Source organism: Streptomyces diastatochromogenes (genome assembly GCF_002242805.1).
Lineage (GTDB): Bacteria > Actinomycetota > Actinomycetes > Streptomycetales > Streptomycetaceae > Streptomyces > Streptomyces diastatochromogenes.
This window is the reverse complement of record NZ_MCGQ01000023.1, coordinates 192,431-213,388: the sequence shown is the minus strand read 5'-3', so window position 1 is coordinate 213,388 and position 20,958 is coordinate 192,431. Positions and strand designations below refer to the sequence as shown.

Sequence of the window (20,958 nt, the reverse complement as noted above, 5' to 3'; positions counted from 1 at the left end):
CATCGGTCGCGTGTTCCCTGCCCGTTGCCGGCTGTCAGTCGTCGGGGATGCCGGCACCGCTGAGCGCCGGGACGGTGATCTCCGGGCGGGCGAGGGAGCGGGCGCCGAGCCGGAACTGGTCGAGTTTGTCGATGATCGTCTGGCCGACGGGCGTGTGGCCCCAGATGCTGATGCCCTGGTGGGTGGAGGGCTGCCAGGTGTTCTCGTCGATGACGATCGGGTTCCAGCCGACCTCCCACTCGAAGCCCGAGGGCGTGCGGGCGTAGTACGACAGCTCCTTGTCGTTGGTGTGCTGACCCACGGACAGGGCCATGTCGAAGCCGAGTTCGTGCACGCGCTGGTAGCTCTGCGCCAGGTCGTCGAGGGACGCGGCCTGGATGTTGAGATGCTGCACGCGCGTGCGGACCGGGTCGACGGGCAGGCCACGGACGGCGGCGATCGCGATCGAGTGGTGGCGTTCGTTGACGCGCAGGAACCGGATCTTGAGCTTGACGCCGCTGATGGTCTCGTCGATGTAGTCGGTGAGGCGGGCGTCGAAGACCGTGTTGAAGTAGCCGCGCATCAGGGCGGGTCTGGCAGAGCTGATGGCGACGTGGCCCATGCCCGCGTCGCCGGTGACGAACCCGGACGCGAGCATCCGCAGGGGCCGCGCCGACGTCAGCGCGGTGGTGTAGATCTCCTGGGTGATGCCCTTGGGGCCGGGGAAGCGCAGCAGGCGTTCGACACCGCGCAACTCCGCCTCTTCTTGGGTGCCTTCGAGGACGGGGACACCATGGGCACGGATGCGCGCCTCGATCTGCTCGAAGCTGCTGTGGTCGTCGATGTGCCAGCCGGTCGCCACGACGTCCTCGGCAGGGCCGTGCCGTAGCAGGAAGCGGCACTCCTGGTCGTCCAGGCGGAAGCGCACGCATCCGGTGTCGAGGTCGTCGCGGTGCATGCCGATGGCGTCGGTGCCGAAGCGGTGCCAGTCGGCGAAGCGGTTGGTCTCGATGACGATGTAGCCGAGGTGGACGGCGCCGAAGACGGAGGCGGTGTTCATCGGCGGCCCGCCAGGAAGTCGGCGCACAGCCGGTTGAACAGCTCGGCGCGCTCGAACTGCACCCAGTGGCCCGTGTTGGCGGCCATGTACAGATCGCAGTTGGGCAGCCGCTCGGCCAGCATCCGGCCGCCGCTCGGCCGGTTGACCTTGTCCGCCGCGCCCCACAGCACCAGGGTGGGCACGGGCAGCCGGGACAGGCGGTCGTCGCGGGTGAAGTCCATCTTCCACAGGGTGCGCAGGGCGTCCGGGCCGGACGGGCGGCGCAGCGGCGGGGCCGCGACGACCTCCGGGTCGACGCTGTCCCGGTAGCGGGCGTCGATGACGCTGTCCGGCACGTCGGCGGCGTTGAAGACGAGGTAGGTGCGGATGAACTTCTCCAGCTTCGGCCGTGAAGGGCCGTCCCCGGAGTAGTAGTTGAGCAGGCTGTTGAGGCCCGGGGTGGGCAGGGCGCGGGTGGTGCCGATGCCGCCGGGGCCCATCAGCACCATGCGGTCGACCCGGTCGGGGGTGTCCAGCGCGAGGCGCAGGGCGCAGGCCCCGCCGTAGGAGTTGCCGACCAAGTGGGCCTTGTCCAGGCCGAGTTCGTCGAGCAGGCCGCGGATGCCGTCGGCGAGGTAGCCGAACGGGTCGGCGCCGTCCATCCCCTTGGTGCTGCGGCCGTAACCGGGCAGGTCGGGGACGATGACCCGGTACTCCTTCGCCAACGCGGCGATGTTCCGGGCGTAGTTGGAGACACCGGAGGCGCCGGGGCCGCCGCCGTGCAGCAGCAGGAGGGGCGGGCCGTCGCCGGTCTCCGCCACGAAGATCTTCTTGCCCGCGACGTCGATCAGCGACTCCCGCATCGACGGCGGCTGGGTGTGTGTGGTCATGCTGGTCCTCACTGGGCGATCGAGGTGGTCGGGCGCGGGGCGGGGGCGAATCCCGCCGGGGGCGGAGGCAGTTGGACGCCCGCGGGCACCGCGGCGTAGACGTAGGCGTCGGGGCGCAGGGCGAGGGTGGCCACCCGGCGCTCGGCCATCCAGGGCAGCAGCACGCCGTCGCTGTCGACGACTGTGCCCTCGGCCGGGCGCGAGCCGGCCGGCGTGACGGTGAGCGAAGGAACGCCCGGGCGCTCCCACCCGGGCTGGGGCACCGGGAGGCCGCCGTTCAGGAGCAGCCATCGGCCCCCGAGCACGTCGTCGAGGCGGGCGCGGCTGCCGTCGGCGACGGTCACCCAGGGCTGGGGTAGCTGGTGCCCGGATGCCTTGCTGCGCGGCCGGGCCTGCAGGCCGTCGGCGTAGTGGGCGACGGGTATCCAGTGGGAGTCCTGCAGCCAGTTGCCGAAGCCCGGTACGCGGTCGACGGCCCGCAGTGCGGTGTCCCGGATCCGGGTGACCGGCAGCCGCCGTTCGGTGATGATCCGCCCGACGAACACCGCCCGCCGGGTGACCTCTTTGACGTGCGGCTTCCGCTCGGCCTCGTAGCTGTCGAGCGCCGTCTCGGGCAGCTCGCCCCGCAGGACCGCGGCGAGCTTCCAGCACAGGTTGGCCACGTCGCGCACCCCGGCGGCCATGCCCTGCCCGATCCACGGCGGCATGGCGTGGGCGGCGTCACCGGCCAGGAAGACGCGCCCCACCCGGAAGCGGGCGGCGAAGCGGACGTGATGGCTGTAGACGGTGGCGCGCAGGATCTTGATCTGGTCCCGGCCGATCCCGTACCCGGACACCATCGCGTAGATCGCGTCGTGGGTGGTCAGGTGCTTCTCGTCGTCGCCGGGCAGGATCGGGAACTCCCAGCGGTGGTGCCCGAGCGGGGTCGGGCAGTCCACGGCCGGCCGGGCCGGATCGCAGCGGAAGCGCAGCTTGTCGTGGTCCGGCCAGGGCTTCAGCATCTCGGTGTCGATGACCACCCAGCGGTCCTCGTACGTCCGCCCCTCGTAGCCGACGTTCAGCTGGGCCCGGGTGAGGCTGGAGCCGCCGTCGGCCGCGACGACGTAGGCCGCGCGCAGTCGTCGTAGGGAGTCGTCGGCGCCGACCACGGTCAGCTCGACGCCGTCCGCCTCCTGGCGCAGTCGCACGCACTCGTGCCGCAGCAGCACCTCCACGTTCGGGTACCGGTCGACCCCGTCCCGCAGGACCTGCTCCACCGCGGGTTGGTAGATGAACATCTGCGGCGGGTGGCCGTGGCCGCGCGGGGTGGGGCGCGCCCGGATGAACGGCCGGCCGTGCGCGTCGACGAAGTCCAGGGGGCGCTCGGCCAGCATGTCCCGCTTCAGCCGTTCGGCCAGCCCGGTGCGCTGCCAGATCCGCAGCACCTCCTCGTCGGTGGAGATGGCCCGCGCGCGGGCGAACACCTCCGCGTCGCGCTCCACGACCACGACCCGCAGGCCCATGGCCCCCAGCAGGTTGGCCGCGGTCACCCCCGTCGGTCCGTATCCGATCACCGCGACGTCGTACGGGCTGTGCGCACTGTCCTCGGCTCTGTCCCTGGCATCGATCCGGCTCACCAGGCCACCTCACTGTCGTCCCTGTCGGCTCTTGCTGTAGCGATCATTCCAATTGGAGCAGTCGCTACGGTAAGCTGGGCGTCAGAGACGGTCAAGGCCCGGAACGACAGGAGGGCAACCGATGACCAGACCGCAGACCACGCGCAGGAAACGCGCCAACGGCGTGGAGTCGCGGCAGCGGATCCTCGACGCTGCCGTGGAGATCGCCGGCGAGCGTGGCTACGAGGGCACGTCGATCGCGGCGGTCAGTGCCAAGTGCGGGCTGCCCGCCAGCTCGATCTACTGGCACTTCAAGGACAAGGACGACCTGATCGCCGCGGTCATCGAGCGGAGCTTCGAGACCTGGCTCACGGCCCTCGTGCTGCCGGGCGAGGAGACCGGTACGCCGCTGGAGCGGGCCACCGCGATGGCCGCGAACGTGGCGAAGGCGCTGGTCGACGCTCCGGACTTTCTGCGCCTCGGCCTCATGCTCGCCCTGGAGCGGCGCCCCGTCGAACCCAGGGGCCGGACCGTGTTCCTCCAGGTACGGGAGATCTCCCGCAGGAGGATCGGCGAAGTGATCCGGACCCTCGCCCCGGACCTGGACGAGGACGCCGCACACACCCTCGCCGACTACGCCGTCGCCGGCGCCGACGGCCTGTTCATCCACCGGGAGATCGCCGGTGACGCCTTCGACCTCGTGGCGATGTTCGCACTGCACGCACGCCTCGTCTACGAGGCGGCGCTGCGCATGACGGCGAGGAGCGGGGGATGAGCCTGACGGCCCGACAGCGCGCGGAGGCCGCCGCGCTGTTGCGCCACGCCGAGTACCATGCGGCCCCGATCGCACCGCTGTCGGCCCTGCTGCCCGGCCTCGACCCGGCCGACGCCTATGCCGTCCAGCGGGGCAACATCGCCCGCCGCCAGGCTGACGGGGCCACCGTCATCGGCCACAAGGTCGGCCTGACCTCGGCCGCCATGCAGCGGCTCCTCGGTGTCACCGAGCCCGACTTCGGCCATCTGCTCGACGACATGGTCCGCCGGGACGGCACGGCGGTCTTCGCCGGCCGTTACTGCCGGCCGCGTGTCGAACCGGAGATCTGCTTCCTGCTCTCCCGGCCCCTGCGCGGCCCCGGCGTCACCAGCGCGGACGTACTGGCCGCCACCGATGCCGTCGCCCCGGCCCTGGAGATCGTCGACAGCCGCATCCTGGACTGGAACATCACCCTGGTGGACACGGTCGCCGACAACGCCAGCTCCGGCGGGCTGGTCTGCGGCCCCTGGACACCGCTCGGCAAGGCACCCGACCTCGCCTCCGTCACCGTCGACCTCCTCCTCGACGGCGAGCGCCTGGCGTCGGGCAGCGGCCGCGAGGTGCTCGGCCACCCGGCTGCCGCGGTCGCCTGGCTGGCCAACACGCTCGCCGGCTTCGGCACGGCCCTGGAGCCCGGGCAGCTGATCCTGCCCGGCGCCATGACCACCGCCCCCTTCGTCAGCGCGGGCCACACGGTCGAGGCACGCTTCAGCGGCCTAGGTCCGGTGTCGGTGACCTTCGTCTGACGCCTCCCCGAAATCCCCGAGCTCCCCGAGAGCCGCACCCCCGAGAAAGCCAAGAGGTCACCGCATGTCCGCCTCACCTCGCCGGATCGACGTCCACCAGCACCTCGTCCCGCCGTTCTACCGCGACCTGCTGACCAAGGCGGGCATCGCCGAGGCGGGCGGCCGCGTCCTTCCTGAGTGGAGCCCCGAATCCGCGCTGGAACTGATGGACCTGCTGGGCACCGCCACGGCAATCGTCTCCGTCTCCACCCCCGGCACCGGCTTCCTCACCGATCCGGGCGAGGCCGCGGACCTGGCGCGCCGGCTCAACGAATACGGCGCCTCCCTCACGGCCGACCACTCCGGCCGCTTCGGCCACTTCGCCACCCTGCCGATGCCCGATATCGACGCCAGTGCCGCCGAGGCCTGCCGGGCCCTGGACGAGCTGGGTGCCGACGGGGTCACCCTGCTCGCCAACAACCAGGGGACCTACCTGGGCACGGACGGCCAGGACACCCTGTGGCGCACCCTGGACGAGCGCGGCGCCGTCGTCTTCGTCCACCCCGCCGAGCTGCCGGCACCGGCCGTGGACGGCATCCCGCCCTTCGCCGCGGACTTCCTGCTCGACACCACCCGGGCCGCCTACCTCCTCGTACGCAACGGCATCGTCCGGCGGTACCCCCGCATCCGCTTCATCCTCAGCCACGCCGGCGGCTTCGTGCCCTACGCCTCCCACCGCATGGCCGTCTCCATCGCCGCCGACACCGGCCGCAGCCCCCTGGACATCCTGGACGACCTGCGCGGCTTCTACTTCGACACCGCCTTGTCCGCCAGCCCTGCCGCGCTGCCCACCCTGCTCGCCTTCGCCCGGCCCGGCCACATCCTCTTCGGCAGCGACTGGCCCTTCGCCCCCATCGCCGCCGGCCAGTACTTCGCCAACGGCCTCGACTCCGGCGTCGACCCCGCCACCCTCGTGGCCATCAACCACACCCATGCGGAAGCCCTGTTCCCGCGCCTGGCCGGAGCCCCCGCCCCGGCCCCGGCCCGCCCGGCCCAGGTACGACTGCGGCAGGCCGCCCAGCGGGCCGGCGCCCGCGCGCTCTTCAAGCTCGTCCAGCCCGGCACCCGCTGACAGCACGGAGGGTCCGGTACGCCCCCGCGCACCGGACCCGCACCGTCGTCACCGCTTGCTGATCAGGACGTGCTCTCCGCGCGGGCCAGCAGGTCCAGCGCGACGTCCGTGATCATGTCCTCCTGGCCGCCCACCATGCCCCGCCGGCCGACCTCGACCAGGATGGTGCGGGTGTCGAGGCCGTACCGGGCCGCGGCGGTCTCGGCGTGGCGCAGGAAGCTGGAGTACACGCCCGCGTAGCCGAGGCTCAGCGTCTCCCGGTCGACCCGTACCTCACGGTCCTGCAGTGGTCGTACGAGATCGTCGGCGGTGTCCATCAGCGGGAACAGGTCGCAGCCGTGCTCCCAGCCCATCAGATCGGCGACCGCTACGAACGCCTCCAGCGGGCAGTTGCCCGCGCCCGCACCCTGCCCGGCGAGGGAGGCGTCGACGCGTACGGCGCCGCTCTCGACGGCGACGACCGTGTTGGCCACGCCGAGGGCGAGGTTGTGGTGGGCGTGGATGCCCAACTCCGTTGCCGGGTCCAGGACTTCGCGGTAGGCGCGGAAGCGGTCGCGGACGCCGTCCATGGTGAGGCGGCCGCCGGAGTCGGTGACGTAGACGCAGTGGGCGCCGTACGACTCCATCAGCTTGGCCTGGCGGGCCAGTTCGGCCGGCTCGGCCATGTGGGACATCATCAGGAACCCGGCGACGTCCATGCCCAACTCCCTGGCTGCCGCGATGTGCTGGGCGGAGATGTCGGCCTCGGTGCAGTGGGTGGCGATGCGCACCGAGCGGATGCCCAGGGAGTGCGCCTGCTTGAGGTCGTGGACGGTTCCGATGCCGGGCAGCAGCAGAGTCGTGGGTACGGCGTGCCGGGTGGCGTCGCAGACGGCCTCGATCCACTCCCAGTCGGTGTGGGCGCCGACGCCGTAGTTGATGCTGGAGCCGGCCAGGCCGTCCCCGTGGGCGATCTCGACGGCCGCCACACCGGCGGCGTCCAGGGCGGCGGCGATGGCGCGGGCCTGGTCGACGGTGTAGCGGTGCCGGACGGCGTGCATGCCGTCCCGCAGGGTCACGTCCTGCACGTAGAGCGTGGTCACTTGGCGGCCCCCTTGCCGTGCCGGGCGGCCATGCGTTCCGCGGTGCGCAGGGCGGCCGAGGTCATGATGTCGAGGTTTCCGGCGTAGGCCGGGAGGTAGTGGGCGGCGCCCTCGACCTCCAGGAAGACGGACACCTTCAGGGCTTCGCCCGTACCCGGGGCGAGGGTGCGCAGCGGGTCGTCGGCCGCCACGCGCTCGAACTGCACCTTCTGCTTGAGCCGGTAGTCGGGCACGTACGCCTGCACCCGGCCCACCATCTCCTCGACCGACGCGGTGACGTCCTCGGTGGCGCAGTCGGAGACCAGGCAGTGCACGGTGTCCCGCATGATCAGCGGGGGTTCGGCCGGGTTGAGGACGATGATCGCCTTGCCGCGGGCGGCGCCGCCGACCTGCTCCACGGCGGAGGAGGTGGTCTCGGTGAACTCGTCGATGTTCGCCCGGGTGCCGGGGCCGGCGGAGCGGGAGGCGATCGAGGCGACGATCTCGCCGTAGTGGACGGGGGTGACCGCGTTCACCGCGGCGACGATCGGGATGGTGGCCTGACCGCCGCAGGTGACCATGTTGACGTTCGGGGCGTCGAGATGGGCGTCGCCGTTCACCGGCGGGACGACGTAGGGGCCGAGGGCGGCGGGGGTGAGGTCGACGAGGGTACGGCCCAACGGGCGCAGTATCTCGTCGTGGTGGCGGTGGGCCCCGGCCGAGGTCGCGTCGAACACGATCTGCACGTCGGCGAACTCGTCCAGCGCGACGAGTCCTTCGACGCCCTCGTGGGTGGTGGCGACTTTGAGGCGGCGGGCGCGGGCCAAGCCGTCGGAGTCCGGGTCGATCCCGGCCATCGCCACGATGTCCAGGCTCTCCGACAGCCGCAGGACCTTGATCATCAGGTCGGTGCCGATGTTGCCGGAGCCGATGACGGCGACCTTCGTCCTCCCGCTCACTGCTCGTCCCCTTCCTTCGCGAACCCGACGCGCACGGAGCCCAGGCCCGAGACACGTGCCTCGAACACGTCGCCGGGCGCGGCCGGAGCCATCGGACCCAGGGCGCCGGTCAGGACGAGATCGCCGGCCCGCAGCGGGTCCCCGCGCTCCGCGAGCGCCGAGGCCAGCCAGACGGCCGCGTTGAGGGGGCTGCCGAGGCAGTCGGCGCCGGTGCCCGCGGAGACGGCCGTGCCGCCCCGGGTCATGGTCATCGTGACCGTGCGCAGGTCGATCCCGGTGAGCGGTACGGGGGTGCCGCCGAGCACGTACAGGCCGCAGGAGGCGTTGTCGGCGACGGTGTCGACCAGGGAGATGTCCCAGCCGCGCACCCGGCTGTCGACGATCTCCAGCGCGGGCAGGGCGAAGTCGACCGCACGCAGCACGTCGACGACCGTGCACGCGGGGTGCGGCAGGTCGCGGCCGAGCACGAGGGCGACCTCGGCCTCCACCTTGGGCTGCAGCAGCCGCCCCGCGGGCACCGCGCCGCCGTCCGGTACGGCCATGTCCGCGAACAGTGCGCCGAAGTCGGGCTGGTCCACCCCGAGTTGACGCTGCACGGCCGGCGAGGTCAGACCGATCTTCCGGCCGACGAGACGGCGGCCGGCGTCCAGGCCCCGCCGGACGTTCAGCTGCTGCACGGCGTAAGCGGCATCGAGGTCGCCGGCGTCCAGCAGTGTCCGCACCGGCGGACAGGCGGCCCGGGTCCGGGCGGCCTCCGCCAGCAGATCGGCGGCCTTGACCACGGCCGGTGGATGCGCGTCCGGGCGGACGGGGTCGGGCACGGTGGACACGGTTTGCCTCCAGGGGAGCGGTGGGGGAGCGGGCGGACGTACGACCTACGTCCCCCGGTATGCACACCGTTTTAGACAGCACCCCTCGACTGGGCCAAACTTTGTTCCATGACACGGAACAGTGCAGCGGGCAACATGCTGGAAAAGGCCGCACTCATCCTCGAATGCTTCACTCCGAGTGGCGGACCGTACCGTCTGTCGGAACTTTCGGAGCAGACCGGTCTGCCCAAGCCGACGGTGCACCGGCTGGCGGCCGACCTCGTCGGTCTCGGCTGGCTGGAGCGGTCGGGGCAGCAGTACCGGCTCGGCGCGAAGCTGTTCGAGCTGGGCTCCCTCGTGCCGCGCCGACGCGATCTGCGCGAGACGGCCCTGCCGTTCCTGCAGGACCTGTTCGAGGCCACCCGCGAGACCGTCCACCTCGGCGTCCGTGAGGGCATGGACGTGGTCTACCTCGAACGCATCCACGGCCACGAGGCCCTGCGGCTGCCCTCCCGTATCGGCGGCAGCCTCCCGCTGACCTGCACCGGCGTGGGCAAGGCCCTGCTGGCCTTCTCCGGCGTCGCACTGACCGAGGAGGTCCTCTCCGGCCCGCTGCCGAGCCTCACCCCGCACTCGATCACCGACCCGGCCCGCCTGCGTATGGCCCTGGAGAAGATCCAGGTCTCGGGCCTGGCGTACGAGGAGCAGGAGGCCGCACTCGGAGTCAGCTGCATCGCGGCCCCCGTCTTCGCCGGCGACGCGGCGGTGGCCGCCCTCTCGGTGGCCGTGCCCTGCTCACGCTTCCGACCGGCCCAACTGGCGCCGGCGGTGCGCACGGCCGCGCTGGGGTTGTCCCGCCTTTTGCGAGGGGCCGGCTGAAAGAAAAAAGGGGCGGCCCCGGACCTGGGACCGCCCCGGTGCTCGGTCAGCGGGTGGCGAGCAGTTCCAGGGTGTCGATCACCCGGTTCGAGAAGCCCCACTCGTTGTCGTACCAGGCGACCACCTTGATGTGGCGGCCGTCGACGCGGGTGAGGGCCGAGTCGAAGATCGACGAGGCCGGGTTGCCCACGATGTCGGCCGACACCAGCGCGTCGTCCGAGTACTCGAGGACGCCGGCGAGCGGGCCCTCCGCCGCGGCGCGGTACGCCGCCAGCACCTCGTCGCGGCTCACGTCACGGGAGACGGTCGTGTTCAGCTCGACGATGGAGCCGACCGGAACCGGCACGCGGATCGAGTCGCCCGACAGCTTGCCGTCCAGGTTCGGCAGCACGAGGCCGATCGCCTTGGCGGCACCCGTCGTGGTCGGCACGATGTTGACCGCGGCGGCACGGGCGCGGCGCGCGTCGCGGTGCGGACCGTCCTGCAGGTTCTGCTCCTGCGTGTAGGCGTGCACCGTGGTCATGAACCCGTGCTCGATGCCGGCGAGTTCGTCGAGCACCGCGGCCAGCGGCGCGAGCGCGTTGGTGGTGCAGGAGGCGTTCGAGACGATCGTGTGCAGGGCCGGGTCGTACGTGTCGGTGTTGACACCGAACGCGAGCGTGACGTCGGCGCCGTCCGACGGTGCGCTGACGAGTACCTTCTTCGCGCCCGCGTCGAGGTGGGCGCGGGCGGCCTTGGCCGAGGTGAAGCGGCCGGTCGACTCGAGGGCGACGTCGACACCGAGTTCGGCCCACGGCAACTGCCCCGGGTCGCGCTCGGCGAGCACCTTGATCCGACGGCCGTCGACGACGAGGGTGTCCCCGTCGACGGTCACCGGGCGGCCGAGCCGGCCGGCCGTCGTGTCGTAGGCGAGCAGGCGCGCGAGGGTGGCGGGCTCCGTGAGGTCGTTGACGGCGACGACCTCGAGATCGCTGTCGCGCTCCAGCAGCGCGCGCAGCACATTGCGTCCGATGCGGCCGAATCCGTTGATGGCGATGCGAGTCATCAGTCATGTCCCTTCGGTTTCGCCACCAGGTTCTCGGCACGCGGCCGAACGGGACAGCGGCGCGATCGCCATGGTTCGAAAGGATCGCGCCAGGTGATGATCGACTGCTCGCCCCCTCGTCTGCTTGCCCCTTTTGACAGGCGTCCCTTCGGCTACTCGCCCCTGGTGAAGGTGCGCCGGTACTCGCTCGGCGTGGTGCCGAGGATCCGCTGGAAGTGCAGCCGCAGATTCGCGCCGGTGCCGAGACCGACATCGGCGGCGATCTTCTCCACGCTCCGCTCCGAACGCTCCAGCAGCTCACGGGCCAGGTCGATCCGGGCGCGCATGACCCACTGCATGGGCGTGTACCCGGTGTCCTCGGCGAAGCGCCGGGAGAAGGTGCGCGGCGAGACCGCCGCGTGCCGGGCGAGCGCCTCCAGGGTGAGCGGCGAGGCGAGCCGGTGCAGCGCCCACTCGCGGGTGGCCGCGAACCGCTCGCCGAGCGGCTCGGGCACGCTGCGTGGCACGTACTGCGCCTGACCACCGCTGCGGTAGGGGGCCGCGACCAGGCGCCGGGCCGCGTGGTTCGAGGCGGCCACGCCGAGGTCGCCGCGGAGCATGTGCAGGCACAGGTCGATCCCGGAGGCGGCGCCGGCCGACGTCAGCACGCTGCCCTCGTCGACGAACAGCACGTTCTCGTCGACCCGGACGAGCGGATGCTTCGCCGCGAGCGCCCGCGCGTAGTGCCAGTGCGTCGTGGCGCGCTTGCCGTCGAGCAGACCCGTGGCGGCGAGCGCGAAGGCGCCCGTCGAGATGGCGGCGAGCCGCGCGCCGCGCGCGTGGGCCGTGATCAGCCCCTCGACGACGGCCTGCGGCGGGTCCTCGCGGTCCGGGAACCGGTAGCCGGGGATGAACACGATGTCGGCCCACGCGAGCGCGTCGAGGCCGTGGGCGGCGTGGTACGACAGGCCGTCGCCGCCGGTCACGAGACCGGGGGCCGCGCCGCACACCCGCACGTCGTACGGCATGCTCGCGCGGGTCGTGAACACCTGCGCCGGAATGCCGACGTCGAGCGGCTTCGCCCCCTCGAGCACGAGAACGGCGACGCGACGCAGACGGGAAACAGACACGATGACCAGCGTAATCGCAGGCCGAGGGGCCTGACGGCGCGACCCGGTGGCGCGGGAGACCGGTCCCGCACCACCAGGTCCCAGCGGGCAGGAGCCGTCAGGCGTTGGGGTCGAAGGGGATGCCGGACGGCATGGAGTGCGCCAGGGCGTACTGGAAGTCGCCGTCCTTGATCTTGATCGTGGCGGCGCCGAAGTCGGCACTCAGGAGCTTGTCGCGGTAGCCCGCGGGGTAGCCGTTCCAGCCCACCAGGCGGGGGTAGAACCAGCCGCCGGTCACGTTCTCCGGGGGCTCGTCGTTGGTGTTGGCGAAGCGGAAGTCGTGGGTGGACACTCCGTCCTTGTGGTAGACGATCTTCGGGTGTGTGCCGTCGAAGCGGACCGAGGAGCGGGCGGCCACCTGGTAGCTGGTGTGCTGGGACACCGACACGTACTGGACCTCGTTGTTGTTGATCCACACCACGACGTGCTCCCAGTCGTGCGTGTGGCCGATGGCCGCCGGGCCGAGCGTCGCCTGGTCCTTCTCGAAGTAGCTGGCGTACATCACCGCGCACCAGCCGTTGTTGCACTTCTCGCGCGAGTAGGTGTTGGCGTTGGCCAGTTGGGCGTAGTCGTGGCAGTGCCCGTTGACGTCGCCGCCGAGTTTCAGGCCGGGGTTGATGGTGCCGTCGGCTCCGATGGCGGCCGTGGCGTAGCAGCCGTCGCCGTCGTAGTCGTAGGCGGGGGAGAAGGTCTGCTCCAGCCCGTCGGCGTTCTGCGGCAGCAGTTGCAGCACGTTCGCGTGGGCGCTCGCCGGGACGGCGACGACGAGCGCCATCGCGCCCAGCGCGCCGAGGAGGACCTTGGTCAGGGACTTCACGTTGCGCATGACGGCTCCTTGTCGGGCAACTCGCTCAGCAGTACAGGTTGTTGCCCGGGGAGACCCCGAGGATCTGGGTGAAGCGCTGGTAGGCGTCGACGCGGCTCTGCACCTGCGCGGGGTTCTTGCCGTCGCACTCGAGGGAGCCGTTGATGCTGCGGATGGTCTGGCCGAAGCCGGCCCCGTTGACCATCGCGTTGTGCGGGGTCATGCTGCCCGGTCCCGACTGGGTGTTCCAGTACCACAGGCCGGTCTTCCAGGCGACGGAGGCGTTGTTCTCCACCTGCCAGGGGTTGTTGAGGAGATCGATGCCGAGCGCGTCACCGGCGGCCTTGTAGTTGAAGTTCCAGCTGAGCTGGATCGGGCCGCGCCCGTAGTAGGCCGCCTGTCCCGCGGGGCAGCCGTACGGCTGGCCCCAGTCGCAGTAGTGGGGGTAGTTGGCGGTGTTCTGCTCGACGACGTACACCAGGCCGCCGGTCTCGTGGTTGACGTTGGCGAGGAAGGCGGCTGCCTCCTGCTTCCGCACGGTGTCGCTGCCGGTGGTCGTGAAGCCGGGGTAGGCGCTGAGGGCCGCGGTCAGTCCGCTGTAGGTGTAGAACGAGTTCCGGTTCGGGAACATCTGGTTGAACTGCGCCTCGCTCACCACGAATCCGGACGGGGTACCACCCCCGCCGCCGCTCGCCGGCGCGTTCCACTTCTGGTTCGCCCCGCCGGAGCAGCTCCAGATCTGCAGCCGGGTGCCGTTGGCACTGTTGTTGTCCCGTACGTCCAGGCACTTGTTGGCGGCGGGGTTGACGATGTCGTGCGCCGCGGTCACCTGCCACTGCTGGTTGGCGCCGCCCGAACAGTCCCACAGCTGGACGGCGGCGCCGTCCGCGGTGCTGCGGTCGACCACGTCCAGACACTTGCCGAGCGCCCGCAGGGTTCCGTCGCCGGGGTTGGACCAGATCTGGGCGCCGGTTCCGTTGCAGTCGTAGAGCTGTACGGCGGTGCCGTTGGCGCTGCCGGCACCCGCCACGTCGACACACTTTCCGGCGAGTCCGGTGATCGCGCCGTCGGCGGCCTGGGCGGGAGCGGCGGTGAACAGCGCGGCGAGGACGGCGGCGAGAACGAAGCCGATCGTGAAGCGGGACCTTCTGCGACTGGAAGTTGGCATGGGGATGGGCTCCTTGGTTGTGGGGGCGCCCGGGAACCTAAAGGTCTGGACCTCCTTCCGTCAAGAGGTGAAGTAAGTGCTGAGGAAACCGAGTTGGAAAACACTTGCGGTGCCTCGAAGAGCGCATGCGATGATCACGGAGCCACACCGGCCCAGGATCCCCGCGTACGGAAGGAGCCCACCATGGCGACCGAGGCGGCTCAGGTCACGGCCGACCCGGACCACGCGCGCATCCCCGACACCGCGGCCGGGGGTACGGTCATCCTGCTCAACGGCACGTCCAGCTCCGGCAAGTCCAGCATCGCCGGGGCGCTCCTGGACCTGCTCGACGGCACCTGGTTCCACATGCCCGTCGACGCGTTCCACTCGATGCGCTGCGACCAGCCCATCGCCGACGAGGACCTCCAGGCCGAGATCGACCGCACCGCCAAGGGCTTCCACCGGGCCGCCGCCGGAATGGCCGCGGGCGGCAACAACCTGGTCGTGGACCATCCGCTCAGCCGCCGCTGGCGGCTGCTGGACCTGCTCGACCTGCTCGTGCCCGAGGACACCGTCCTGGTCGGGGTCCGCTGCCCGCTGCCCGAGCTGGAACGCCGTGAGCGCGAGCGGGGCGACCGGGAACTCGGCCTGGCCGCCCTGCAGTTCGACAAGGTGCACGCGCACGGGGTCCACGACCTCGACGTGGACACCAGCCTGCTCTCCCCGGAGGAATGCGCCCTGCGCATCCGCGACTTCCTGACGGACCGACCGCGGCCCACCGCCTTCGAACAGCTCCGCACGACCCTGCGGAATCCGGCCGTGGCACCGGCCTGACACGCGCCGGAGCCATGAACGGCTCCGCGGATCCTGCGCAATCCCGCCGTGGCTCCGGCCTGACGCCCGCCCGAGCCACGGCGGGCGTCAGGAGATGGCCCGGAGCCGGCCGTGCGACCGTGCGCGGAGCTGGTCGACGGCCTGGGCCGTCGCCTCGTCCGCCGGGAGGAACACCACCAGTTGCTGGGCGTCCGAGGTCAGGTCGAACGTCTCCCGGAGCAGCCGGAGTTCGCACCCGGAGGGGTGGCGGAGCCGGAGGACTCCCCGTTCCGGAACCACGTGCCGGTTCAGCCGCCGGGTGAAGTCGGGGCCCGCGACGGGCGCGAGTTCCGCGGTGAGCCACTCGGAGGTCTCGACGGTCGGACCGAGCCACAGGTCGAAGGCCTGCTCGTCCGCGACATCGTCCCAGTCGGCGAAGAACGACCGGGCGCGGGAGTCGGTGAAGACGTACCGGGTGAGGTTCGGCGCCTCGGCGTCGAGCAGCCCGCTCGCGCTGGTCACCGCCTCGAACGCGCCGGTGTGGGCGAGGACGTCGCCGAGCCGGTTGGTCACCATCGCGATGCCCGGCTCCAGCAGGCGCAGCGTCCGCAGGACCGCCGGCCGTACTTCCCGACGCGCCGGAGCGGGCCGGGGGTGGGCGGTGCACTCGCCGCCGGTGATCTTCGCGAGGTAACGCAGGTGGGTGCGCTCGGCGGGGTCGAGGCTGAGGGCGTCGGCGAGCGCGTTCACCACCGCCACCGAGGGGTTGCGGTCCCGGCCCTGCTCGATGCGGGTCAGGTACTCGACGCTGATCCCGGCCCGCGTGGCCAGATCCAGTCGGCGCAGCCCCGGTGACCTGCGCCGGCCGTGGTCCGGCAGCCCCAGTGACTCCGGCTGGATGCTGTCGCGCTTGGCCCGTACGAAGTCCCCCAGTGGCGTTCCCATGCCCCGAGGATAGGGCGCGCCTCGCCGCTCAGCGTGGCCCTGTGGGGGCCAGCCTGAGCACGGTCTGGCTGTGGTCGTGACGCCGGGCCGATCGTGGTGGGCATGGAGAACACACACAAGCTCGTGATCATCGTCGGCAGCGTCCGCGACGGACGCTTCGGTCCGGTCGTGGCGTCCTGGGTCGCCGAACAGGCAGGCCTGCACGGGGGTTTCGACGTGAAAGTCGTCGATCTCGCCGAGATCGACATCCCGCTGTCCCTGCCCGCGGTGTCGCCGAAGTACGCCGGCGACGACTACCCCCGTCCGGCCGGGATGGCGCCGCTCACCTCGGCGCTCGCGGACGCCGACGCCTTCCTCGTGGTCACGCCGGAGTACAACCACAGCTACCCCGCCTCGCTGAAGGCGGCCATCGACTGGCACTTCACCCAGTGGACGGCCAAGCCCGTCGCCTTCGTCAGCTACGGCGGCGCGGCGGGCGGCCGGCACGCGGTCCTGCACCTGGAGAACGTCCTGACCGAGCTGCACGCGGTGACGATCCGCGACGGCCTCGCCTTCCCGAACTACTTCACCGCCTGGCAGGACGGCCGACCGCTCGACCCCGAGGCCCCTGGGTACGCCAAGACCCTGCTCGACCAGCTGGCCTGGTGGGCGGGCGCGCTCCGGACGGCGCGCGAGGCGGCTCCCTACCCGGCGTGACGTCTCAACTCGCGGGCTGACCGTCCGTCACTTTCGGCTGTGCTGCGGCACCTTGAGACAGCGCTGCCGTGAGTCGCGACAGGGCGCCGGCGAGGGTTCCGTCGTCGTCGATGGTGGTGAGCAGGCGGGCCTGTTCCGTGGCGACCCGGTGGGCCGCGCGGTCGTGGAGGATACGGCCGCGGGCCGAGAGGTGCAGCAGCACGCGCCGGCGGTCGGTCGGGTCGGGGCGGCGGTGGACGAGGTTGTCCGCGACCATACGGTCCACGAGCTTGGTGAGGCTCGGTGCCGGCATGAGGGCGTGGTCGGCGATCTCCGTCATCGGGTGGCCCCGGCCGTCGGCCGTCAGGGACAGCACGCGCCACTGCTCCAGGGAGCAGCCCTCCTCGGCGAGCAGGGCGGCCAGCCGCCGGGCCAGTCGCCGCTCGGCATGGCTCAGCAGGTGGGCGAGGTCCGGCGACGGTTCCGAAGGCATTGCCGGTGTCCTTCCGGTCGGTCTACTGTGCGGGCAGATTACGGGCCTTAGCGAGGGAGCCGGGGCCGGGGGGCGATGTGCGTCCTCCACCAGCCCCCGTGGAGGTCGGTTTGCTGGGTCCCAGGCCGTCGTGGCGCACCGGGAGCGCGCAGGACACGCTCACCGTGTGCCTCGTCGTACCGCTGCGCGGCCCCGCCGGCATCTTCGGGCCGTCGTGCGAGACGTCGGCGCTGCTGGCGGTGGACGAACTCAACGCGGCGGGCGGCATCCTGGGCCGTGAGGTCAGGCTCCTCGTGGTGGACGGCGGGGCGCCACCGCGGGACGTGGCCGCCGAGGTCGAGGCGCTGGTGTCGCTGGGCGCGGTCGACGCGGTGGTGGGCTGGCACATCTCCGCGGTCCGCCGCGCGCTCGCGCCCCGCATCGCCGACCGCGTCCCGTACGTCTACACCGCGCAGTACGAGGGCGGCGAGCGCACCCCCGGGGTGTTCCTGACGGGCGAGACCGACACCGCTCAACTGCTGCCCGCCATGCGGCTGTTGGCCGAGGCGACGGGTGCGCGGCGCTGGTGCACCGTGGGCAACGACTACGTCTGGCCCAGGGTGACGGCGCGCGCGGCACGCCGATGTGCCCGCGCCGTCGGAGGCCGGGTGCTCGCGGAGGCCTTCGTACCGCTGGGCACGGAGGAGTTCGGGCCGGTGCTGCGCCGGATCGAGCGGAGTGCGGCGGACGCGGTGCTGATGCTGCTGGTCGGAGAGGACGCGGTGCGCTTCAGCCGGGCCTTCACCGCCCACGGACTCCACGGGCGCTGCCAGCGGCTCAGTACCCACCTGGACGAGAACATGCTCCTGGCGGCGGGCGCCGACGCCACCGAGGGGCTGTGGGCGGCGGCCGGCTACTTCGAGACGCTGGCCACCGCGGAGAGCCTGGACTTCGGGCGGCGCTACGCACGGCGGTTCGGGGTGGAGGCGCCGGTGGTCGGCAGCCTCGGCGAGTCGTGCTTCGAGGGGCTGCGGCTGCTCGCCGCCCTGGCGGGACGGGCCCGGTCGCTGGACGTACGGGCGATGCGTGCGGCGGCCGACGAGGTCGCCTACGAGGGGCCCCGGGGTCCCGTGCGGCTGCGCGGCAACCACCTTGAGCAGCGGCTCTACCTGGCCAGGGCGGACGCCTTCGCCTTCGACGTCGTCGCCCAACTCTGACCTCCCGTCACCTGTCCGTCCCTCATGTGTCCGGTCCCTCGCCCGTACGCCGACACTACCCCGGGCAGAAATATTTTCGTCAGGAAGTATCAAGGCTTTTAAAGGACTCGAAACTGACGGGAAACACGTCGGCGCCAACCTTCCCTCGAACTGCCCCTGCAGAAGAACTGCCCCCGCGGAAGAGGGAAGAGCCGTGACGGAGATCGTCGACAACCAGGCACCACCAGCCCCGCCCGGCAGCCGTACCTACAACGGCTGGACGCAGAACGACACGCTGGAGGACTATTCGCTGCGCTACGCGCCCAAGTCCTTCCGCCGCTGGACCCCGTACGTGGTGGCCACGACGGCACTGGGCGGTATCGCCTATCTCGCTGACTTCGCCATCGGTGGCTCCATCGCCATCTCCCACGGCTTCTCCAGCGCCATGGTGGCGATCCTGGCGGCGGCCGTGGTCATCTTCCTCACCGGCATCCCGATCTCGTACTACTCGGCCAAGTACTCCATCGACATGGACCTGCTGACCCGCGGTGCGGGCTTCGGCTATCTCGGCTCGACCCTCACCTCGGTGATCTACGCCAGCTTCACCTTCATCTTCTTCGCCCTCGAAGGGTCGATCATGGCGCAGGCCCTGGAGCTGGGCCTGCACATCCCGCTCGCCGTCGGGTACATCATCTGCTCGCTCATCATCCTGCCGCTGGTCGTCTACGGCATGACCGCGCTGTCCAAGATGCAGGTGTGGACCCAGCCGATCTGGCTCGTGCTGATGGTCGCGCCGTTCGTGTCCATCGCGATCCAGGAGCCCGGCAAGTTCTCGGAGTTCACCCACTTCGCGGGCGACTCGCCCACCGGGTCGAGCATCAGCATGCTCGGGGTCGGGGCGGGCGCCGGTGTCGCGCTGTCGCTGATCGCGCAGATCGGTGAACAGGTCGACTACCTGCGCTTCATGCCGGACAAGACGCCGGAGAACGCGAGGAAGTGGTGGGGCGCGGTGCTGAGCGCCGGTCCCGGCTGGGTGGTTCTCGGCGCGGCCAAGCAGATCGGCGGTGCCTTCCTCGCCTTCTACATCGCCGGCAGTGTGGGCCTGTCGAAGGCCAATGAGCCCATCCAGCAGTACGTGCACGGCTTCAAGACGTTCGCGGCTCCGGTCGCCCTGGGCCTGGCCACGTTCTTCGTGATCCTGTCCCAGATAAAGATCAACTCGACGAACGCGTATTCCGGTTCGCTGTCCTGGTCGAACTTCTTCTCCCGCCTGACCCACCGTCACCCGGGCCGGGTGGTCTACATCTTCCTCAACGTCGGCATCGCGCTGGCCCTGATGGAGGGTGGTGTCTTCGGCTTCCTCAACACGGTGCTCGGCTTCTACTCCAACGTGGCCATCGCCTGGATCGGCGCGGTCGTGGCCGACCTGGTCATCAACAAGCCGCTGAAGCTCAGCCCGTCGTACATCGAGTTCAAGCGGGCCCATCTGTACAACTTCAACCCGGTCGGCTTCGGCTCGATGCTGATCGCCTCGGCCGTCTCGATCGCCGCGTACTTCGAGGCGTTCGGCGACTACGGCAAGGCGTACTCGCCGTTCATCGCGCTGTTCCTGGCGATGGTGCTCTCGCCGTTGTTCGCGGTGCTGACGAAGGGGCGCTACTACATCGCCCGCGTCGACGACCTGGACGAACCGTTGCTGGGCGCCGACGGACTCCCCTCGGGGGCCACGCTGACCTGCTCGGTGTGCACGACCGAGTTCGAGCGGCCGGACATGGCGGGCTGCCCCTTCCACCAGGGCGCGATCTGCTCGCTGTGCTGCAGCCTGGAGAAGGACTGCCACGACTCCTGCAAGAGCGGGGGCGGTTCGGGGCCGGTCGACCTCGCCATGCCCGCCGTGCGCTCGGGCGGCGGTCCGTCTCCTACCTGAGGTCGATGAGACCCCGACGGACCGCCTCCGACACCGCCGCCGCCCTGTTGTCGACGCCGAGCTTCCGGTAGACGCGCACCAGATGCGTCTTGACGGTCGCCTCGCTGAGATACAGGGAGGCGGCGATGGAGCGGTTGCTGTGACCGTCGGCCATCAGCCGGACGACCTCCCGTTCGCGGAGCGTCAACTCCGGTGCGGGGCTGACCACATGGCCGACCAGATCACTGACCACCTCCGGGGCGAGGCCCATCCCGCCGGCCGCGGCACTGCGCACCGCCCGGAAGAGGTCATCGGGCGGGCCCGCCTTGAGGACGTAACCACGTGCACCCGCCTCCAGCGCGCGCACGACGTCGGCGCGTCCTGCGTAACTGGTCAGCATCACCACGGGCAGAGCGGGCGCCCGGGCGATCAGCCGGCGGACCGCCTCGACACCGTCCTGACCGCCGTCCGGCCCCGCGAACCGCAGATCCATCAGAACGACATCCGGCGCCAGCACCAGCGCCAGCCCAACAGCCTCGTCACCGCTACCCGCCTCACCGACCACCTCAAGATCCGGCTCCCCGTCCAGCAGGGCCCGCAATCCGGCCCGGACGACCACATGATCGTCGGCGATCAGCAGACGCAGCGGAGCGGCCGCCGGGGGCGTCATCGGACGACCGCCGAGAGCACGGGCGCGACGGGAACGGACGGCGCGCGGGGTGGTGTCGTCGGGTTGTGGACGGGGTGGTGTGTGCGGGGTCGTGTCATCGGGCTGTGGCCGAGGCCGTGTGGGTGCCTGGGCGGCGTGCGAGGCGGTGTCACGGGACGGCTGCCGGGGCCGTGGGCGCGGGCTGACGGTGAGTGGAGCGGGTTCACGGGGCTGTGCCTGAGGCCGTGAGTGCAGCTTGGCGGTGAGTGGTGCGG

Annotated in this window: 21 protein-coding genes; 8 read left to right on the top strand and 13 right to left on the bottom strand. The window is 71.2% G+C overall.

All coding sequences use genetic code 11. The features are described from left to right. Positions 1 to 34 precede the first annotated feature (34 nt). Genes BEK98_RS27290 through BEK98_RS27280 form a run of 3 tightly spaced genes read right to left on the bottom strand, consistent with a single transcriptional unit; the run spans position 35 to position 3,524 of the window. The gene (locus BEK98_RS27290; protein ID WP_094219315.1) at positions 35 to 1,039 is read right to left on the bottom strand and encodes a VOC family protein; all 1,005 of its coding nucleotides are present in this window, start codon (positions 1,037 to 1,039) and stop codon (positions 35 to 37) included. Continuing rightward, positions 1,036 to 1,908: an alpha/beta fold hydrolase gene (locus BEK98_RS27285; RefSeq protein ID WP_094219314.1), complete on the bottom strand. Its 873-nt coding sequence runs from the start codon at positions 1,906 to 1,908 to the stop codon at positions 1,036 to 1,038. The genes BEK98_RS27290 and BEK98_RS27285 overlap by 4 nt, the downstream gene beginning before the upstream one ends. Positions 1,909 to 1,916: 8 nt before the next feature. Then, a complete protein-coding gene (locus tag BEK98_RS27280; protein WP_244202005.1) occupies positions 1,917 to 3,524 on the bottom strand; it encodes a bifunctional 3-(3-hydroxy-phenyl)propionate/3-hydroxycinnamic acid hydroxylase in 1,608 nt (535 codons plus the stop codon). A 121-nt stretch (positions 3,525 to 3,645) separates the two neighbouring features. Here BEK98_RS27280 and BEK98_RS27275 point away from each other — a divergent pair, with 121 nt between their 5' ends. From BEK98_RS27275 to BEK98_RS27265, 3 genes are all read left to right on the top strand, one after another. Then, positions 3,646 to 4,278: a TetR/AcrR family transcriptional regulator gene (locus BEK98_RS27275; protein ID WP_094219313.1), complete on the top strand. Its 633-nt coding sequence runs from the start codon at positions 3,646 to 3,648 to the stop codon at positions 4,276 to 4,278. Further along, a complete protein-coding gene (locus BEK98_RS27270) occupies positions 4,275 to 5,063 on the top strand; it encodes a 2-keto-4-pentenoate hydratase (protein ID WP_094219312.1) in 789 nt (262 codons plus the stop codon). Before BEK98_RS27275 ends, BEK98_RS27270 begins: the two co-directional genes overlap by 4 nt. Positions 5,064 to 5,127: 64 nt before the next feature. Continuing rightward, positions 5,128 to 6,174: an amidohydrolase family protein gene (locus BEK98_RS27265; RefSeq protein WP_094219311.1), complete on the top strand. Its 1,047-nt coding sequence runs from the start codon at positions 5,128 to 5,130 to the stop codon at positions 6,172 to 6,174. A 62-nt stretch (positions 6,175 to 6,236) separates the two neighbouring features. On the opposite strand, the gene dmpG is transcribed toward BEK98_RS27265, so the two are convergent. Genes dmpG through mhpD form a run of 3 tightly spaced genes read right to left on the bottom strand, consistent with a single transcriptional unit; the run spans position 6,237 to position 9,015 of the window. Next, complete coding sequence (dmpG, locus tag BEK98_RS27260; RefSeq protein WP_094219310.1) at positions 6,237 to 7,256, bottom strand: 4-hydroxy-2-oxovalerate aldolase; 1,020 nt, start codon at positions 7,254 to 7,256, stop codon at positions 6,237 to 6,239. After that, a complete protein-coding gene (locus BEK98_RS27255) occupies positions 7,253 to 8,194 on the bottom strand; it encodes an acetaldehyde dehydrogenase (acetylating) (protein ID WP_094219309.1) in 942 nt (313 codons plus the stop codon). The genes dmpG and BEK98_RS27255 overlap by 4 nt, the downstream gene beginning before the upstream one ends. Beyond that, the gene (mhpD, locus tag BEK98_RS27250) at positions 8,191 to 9,015 is read right to left on the bottom strand and encodes a 2-keto-4-pentenoate hydratase (RefSeq protein WP_094219450.1); all 825 of its coding nucleotides are present in this window, start codon (positions 9,013 to 9,015) and stop codon (positions 8,191 to 8,193) included. Before mhpD ends, BEK98_RS27255 begins: the two co-directional genes overlap by 4 nt. Positions 9,016 to 9,159: 144 nt before the next feature. Between mhpD and BEK98_RS27245 the strand changes: the two genes are divergently transcribed. Continuing rightward, the gene (locus BEK98_RS27245; protein ID WP_094219308.1) at positions 9,160 to 9,882 is read left to right on the top strand and encodes an IclR family transcriptional regulator; all 723 of its coding nucleotides are present in this window, start codon (positions 9,160 to 9,162) and stop codon (positions 9,880 to 9,882) included. A 46-nt stretch (positions 9,883 to 9,928) separates the two neighbouring features. Here BEK98_RS27245 and gap read toward each other — a convergent pair whose 3' ends face one another. The 4 genes from gap to BEK98_RS27225 form a co-directional block, all read right to left on the bottom strand. Then, positions 9,929 to 10,927, bottom strand: a complete 999-nt coding sequence (gap, locus tag BEK98_RS27240) for a type I glyceraldehyde-3-phosphate dehydrogenase (protein WP_094219307.1) — start codon at positions 10,925 to 10,927, stop codon at positions 9,929 to 9,931. Between the two features lie 152 nt (positions 10,928 to 11,079). Then, positions 11,080 to 12,036, bottom strand: coding sequence for a GlxA family transcriptional regulator (locus BEK98_RS27235; protein ID WP_094219306.1), 957 nt, complete (start codon positions 12,034 to 12,036; stop codon positions 11,080 to 11,082). Positions 12,037 to 12,133: 97 nt separating this feature from the next. After that, positions 12,134 to 12,901, bottom strand: coding sequence for an NPP1 family protein (locus BEK98_RS27230; RefSeq protein WP_208643243.1), 768 nt, complete (start codon positions 12,899 to 12,901; stop codon positions 12,134 to 12,136). A 25-nt stretch (positions 12,902 to 12,926) separates the two neighbouring features. Continuing rightward, entirely contained in the window at positions 12,927 to 14,048 is a 1,122-nt protein-coding gene (locus BEK98_RS27225; RefSeq protein WP_094219305.1) for a chitinase, read from the bottom strand. A 183-nt stretch (positions 14,049 to 14,231) separates the two neighbouring features. Here BEK98_RS27225 and BEK98_RS27220 point away from each other — a divergent pair, with 183 nt between their 5' ends. Continuing rightward, positions 14,232 to 14,861, top strand: a complete 630-nt coding sequence (locus tag BEK98_RS27220; protein ID WP_094219304.1) for a phosphotransferase-like protein — start codon at positions 14,232 to 14,234, stop codon at positions 14,859 to 14,861. A gap of 87 nt (positions 14,862 to 14,948) precedes the next feature. Here BEK98_RS27220 and BEK98_RS27215 read toward each other — a convergent pair whose 3' ends face one another. Beyond that, the gene (locus BEK98_RS27215; protein WP_094219303.1) at positions 14,949 to 15,785 is read right to left on the bottom strand and encodes a helix-turn-helix domain-containing protein; all 837 of its coding nucleotides are present in this window, start codon (positions 15,783 to 15,785) and stop codon (positions 14,949 to 14,951) included. A 102-nt stretch (positions 15,786 to 15,887) separates the two neighbouring features. On the opposite strand from BEK98_RS27215, the gene BEK98_RS27210 reads away from it, so the two are divergent. Continuing rightward, positions 15,888 to 16,481, top strand: coding sequence for an NADPH-dependent FMN reductase (locus BEK98_RS27210; protein ID WP_094219302.1), 594 nt, complete (start codon positions 15,888 to 15,890; stop codon positions 16,479 to 16,481). Between the two features lie 4 nt (positions 16,482 to 16,485). On the opposite strand, the gene BEK98_RS27205 is transcribed toward BEK98_RS27210, so the two are convergent. Beyond that, positions 16,486 to 16,953: a MarR family winged helix-turn-helix transcriptional regulator gene (locus tag BEK98_RS27205; protein ID WP_094219301.1), complete on the bottom strand. Its 468-nt coding sequence runs from the start codon at positions 16,951 to 16,953 to the stop codon at positions 16,486 to 16,488. Positions 16,954 to 17,066: 113 nt separating this feature from the next. Here BEK98_RS27205 and BEK98_RS27200 point away from each other — a divergent pair, with 113 nt between their 5' ends. Both BEK98_RS27200 and BEK98_RS27195 read left to right on the top strand, forming a co-directional pair. Further along, positions 17,067 to 18,149 carry a substrate-binding domain-containing protein gene (locus BEK98_RS27200; RefSeq protein ID WP_094219448.1) on the top strand — a complete coding sequence of 361 codons (1,083 nt, stop codon included), beginning with the start codon at positions 17,067 to 17,069 and terminating at the stop codon, positions 18,147 to 18,149. Between the two features lie 193 nt (positions 18,150 to 18,342). Continuing rightward, positions 18,343 to 20,055 (top strand): purine-cytosine permease family protein, encoded by a 1,713-nt coding sequence (locus tag BEK98_RS27195; protein WP_094219300.1) that lies wholly within the window; start codon positions 18,343 to 18,345, stop codon positions 20,053 to 20,055. Here the strand turns inward: BEK98_RS27195 and BEK98_RS27190 are convergent. Then, positions 20,048 to 20,704, bottom strand: coding sequence for a response regulator (locus BEK98_RS27190; RefSeq protein ID WP_094219299.1), 657 nt, complete (start codon positions 20,702 to 20,704; stop codon positions 20,048 to 20,050). The genes BEK98_RS27195 and BEK98_RS27190 overlap by 8 nt on opposite strands. Positions 20,705 to 20,958 lie beyond the last annotated feature (254 nt).

Coding starts and splice junctions, on each gene's coding strand:
- BEK98_RS27210 (WP_094219302.1), top strand. CDS start 15,888: ATGGAGAACACACACAAGCTCGTGATCATCGTCGGCAGCGTCCGCGAC.
- BEK98_RS27220 (WP_094219304.1), top strand. CDS start 14,232: ATGGCGACCGAGGCGGCTCAGGTCACGGCCGACCCGGACCACGCGCGC.
- BEK98_RS27245 (WP_094219308.1), top strand. CDS start 9,160: ATGCTGGAAAAGGCCGCACTCATCCTCGAATGCTTCACTCCGAGTGGC.
- BEK98_RS27290 (WP_094219315.1), bottom strand. CDS start 1,039: ATGAACACCGCCTCCGTCTTCGGCGCCGTCCACCTCGGCTACATCGTC.
- BEK98_RS27225 (WP_094219305.1), bottom strand. CDS start 14,048: ATGCCAACTTCCAGTCGCAGAAGGTCCCGCTTCACGATCGGCTTCGTT.
- BEK98_RS27265 (WP_094219311.1), top strand. CDS start 5,128: ATGTCCGCCTCACCTCGCCGGATCGACGTCCACCAGCACCTCGTCCCG.
- BEK98_RS27275 (WP_094219313.1), top strand. CDS start 3,646: ATGACCAGACCGCAGACCACGCGCAGGAAACGCGCCAACGGCGTGGAG.
- BEK98_RS27205 (WP_094219301.1), bottom strand. CDS start 16,953: ATGCCTTCGGAACCGTCGCCGGACCTCGCCCACCTGCTGAGCCATGCC.
- gap (WP_094219307.1), bottom strand. CDS start 10,927: ATGACTCGCATCGCCATCAACGGATTCGGCCGCATCGGACGCAATGTG.
- BEK98_RS27230 (WP_208643243.1), bottom strand. CDS start 12,901: ATGCGCAACGTGAAGTCCCTGACCAAGGTCCTCCTCGGCGCGCTGGGC.
- BEK98_RS27215 (WP_094219303.1), bottom strand. CDS start 15,785: ATGGGAACGCCACTGGGGGACTTCGTACGGGCCAAGCGCGACAGCATC.
- BEK98_RS27190 (WP_094219299.1), bottom strand. CDS start 20,704: ATGACGCCCCCGGCGGCCGCTCCGCTGCGTCTGCTGATCGCCGACGAT.
- BEK98_RS27285 (WP_094219314.1), bottom strand. CDS start 1,908: ATGACCACACACACCCAGCCGCCGTCGATGCGGGAGTCGCTGATCGAC.
- BEK98_RS27270 (WP_094219312.1), top strand. CDS start 4,275: ATGAGCCTGACGGCCCGACAGCGCGCGGAGGCCGCCGCGCTGTTGCGC.